Below are 2,241 nucleotides of genomic sequence, written 5' to 3'. Positions count from 1 at the left end.
CGGTAAAGAAGTTGTTGCTGACGCTAAAGCTGTTGCAGAAAAGGTGAAAGAAACAGATAAAGCTTCTATTTTAGAAACAGCAAAGGGGGAGATTACTAAGACTGTTGTAGCAGATCAAGTAAAAAAGGTTGAACAGGCTGCAATAATGTATTCAGCCGATTTAACTAAGGTTAAAACAGAGAAGAAGACTGAAACAACTGTTAAAACAGATAAGAAAACTTCAGAAAAAGAAACCACAAAGCCGGTTTCAACTACAACTAAAAAGTAAGTTAAAAATTTTTAAAGGCGTATAAAAATCTTTTTATACGCCTTTTTTATCTTTAAATTTTAAATTTCTAAATTAAATTAAAAATAAAAAGATATTTTAAAATGAACAATCATTATTATATTGTAGATTCATCCTATATAATTTATTATTCTGCAAATTCTGCATTTTCAGAATATGTTAGAGAAAATGACATTCCTGATAGAGATTGTACTCCAGATTTTAATCCTATTTTAGATAATGAATTTACATATTTATTTGAACAAAAATTTAAAAGATGTATTGAAAAACCAATACAATCAATAATCCCATTTATAGATAAATCAAAATATATTTTTTGTTTAGATTGTCCTAGAAAAAATATTTGGAGAAGAGATTTTTATCCTTTATATAAAATTCAAAGAGACATGAAAGATACATCAAAAGATAAATTTAATATAGGACCATCATTTCAATATGCATATGAAAAAATTATTCCGGATATTTGTGATGAATGGGGATCAAATATATTAAAATGTAATTATGCTGAAGGAGATGATTGTATTGCTGTAGCAACAAAATATATATTATTTAAAAATAACTTTAACAAAGTAATAATTATAAGTTGTGATAAAGATATGGTTCAATTAGCAAATGATAGAACTACAATTATTACATCGGAATGTTTAATTAGAAAACCAAAAACAGAATTGGAACATGCAATAAAGTCAAAAATTAAAGAAGATATTTCAGCAAATGACTTTTTATTATGGAAAATTATTTTAGGTGATAAATCAGATGGAATTCCAAACATTAAGCCACAAGTTGGAAATAAAAAAGCCTTTAAATTATTACAAAATAAAGATGAATTAAAAAAATTATTAACAGAGGATATTGATGTTGCAAAAGCATTTAAAAGAAATAAAAAATTAATTTCGTTAAAAGAAATTCCGGAAGAAGTTGAATCTTTGATATTAAATGAATTAAAAACAGAAGTTTTTAAAGAAGACATACAATTAGAAACATTATGACAGAAGATCGTAGCAAATCAAATTTAAATATCAAAAAAAGAAAGTCAAGAAATAAAAAAATAAAGTCTATTACATCGTCCAGAAGGATGTCTAATAATGCAAAAATAGCCGGAGCCAATATTATATTTGGATTAGATAACGGGGCGACAGGAACTATTTCATGCATTGTTAAATATCCAAATAATGATTATGATATATTCTTCCAAAAAACACCTTCATATACCGCTTTAGATTATCAACAATCAATTCAATATATTGCAAGAATTGATTGGAAAAAATTAAAATATTGGTTTGAAGATATTTTAAAACAAGTGAAAGATAATTATTATAAAAATTATAATGTTGAAGAAAAAGACCTTAAACCATTAATTGTTCTAGAAAGACCGATGATTAATGCAGATAGATTTAAACAAAGTAAAAATGCAGCAAGAGCGTTTGAAGCAACTTTAATAGTATTAGAAATGTTAAATCTTGAAAATAATTATATTATAATTGATTCAAAAAAATGGCAACATTATTTTTTTGGAAAAAATACAATTTTATTAGATTTAAAAAAAGAATCCATGAAAGAAGGTATTAAATTTTTATCATTATTTAAAAATAAATATAATGATTTAATTGAAATTGCAAAAAATCATGGAGATGCTGATAGTTTATTAATAAGTAGATTTGCTTTAGAAAAACTTTGTTAAATCAATTAAAATAGGATCTTTTATGAACAACATTAAAAATGAAGAGTATTTAAAAAATTATAACATCATTAACTACATTAAAATTATTGATCTATCACTTTTAAATTTATTGGATTATTCTGAAATTGGTGATGAAAAATATTCTCATTTTGATGAAAACATTAATAAAATTGTAATTGATTTAAATTCAAACAGTAAAAAATTATTAGAAGGTTTTATTATCAATAATATTAACAATGAATTATACTATAATAGAACAAATATTATTTTAAAT

General features: G+C 23.3%; 4 protein-coding genes. All 4 read left to right on the top strand.

Annotated elements, in window-relative coordinates:
• On the top strand, positions 1–268 hold a 268-nt coding region (locus tag ACMUOV_RS05210; RefSeq protein ID WP_413854049.1), incomplete at its 5' end, for a hypothetical protein.
• Between the two features lie 101 nt (positions 269–369).
• Positions 370–1,275 (top strand): hypothetical protein, encoded by a 906-nt coding sequence (locus tag ACMUOV_RS05205; protein WP_413854048.1) that lies wholly within the window; start codon positions 370–372, stop codon positions 1,273–1,275.
• Positions 1,272–1,967 carry a hypothetical protein gene (locus ACMUOV_RS05200; RefSeq protein WP_413854047.1) on the top strand — a complete coding sequence of 232 codons (696 nt, stop codon included), beginning with the start codon at positions 1,272–1,274 and terminating at the stop codon, positions 1,965–1,967. Before ACMUOV_RS05205 ends, ACMUOV_RS05200 begins: the two co-directional genes overlap by 4 nt.
• A gap of 22 nt (positions 1,968–1,989) precedes the next feature.
• On the top strand, positions 1,990–2,241 hold a 252-nt coding region (locus ACMUOV_RS05195), incomplete at its 3' end, for a hypothetical protein (protein WP_413854046.1).

It is taken from the genome of Candidatus Ruminimicrobium bovinum (genome assembly GCF_902760015.1).
Taxonomy (GTDB): Bacteria; Elusimicrobiota; Endomicrobiia; order Endomicrobiales; family Endomicrobiaceae; genus Ruminimicrobium; species Ruminimicrobium bovinum.
This window is presented reverse-complemented; position numbering and strand designations above follow the sequence as displayed.

Coding starts and splice junctions, on each gene's coding strand:
- ACMUOV_RS05205 (WP_413854048.1), top strand. CDS start 370: ATGAACAATCATTATTATATTGTAGATTCATCCTATATAATTTATTAT.
- ACMUOV_RS05200 (WP_413854047.1), top strand. CDS start 1,272: ATGACAGAAGATCGTAGCAAATCAAATTTAAATATCAAAAAAAGAAAG.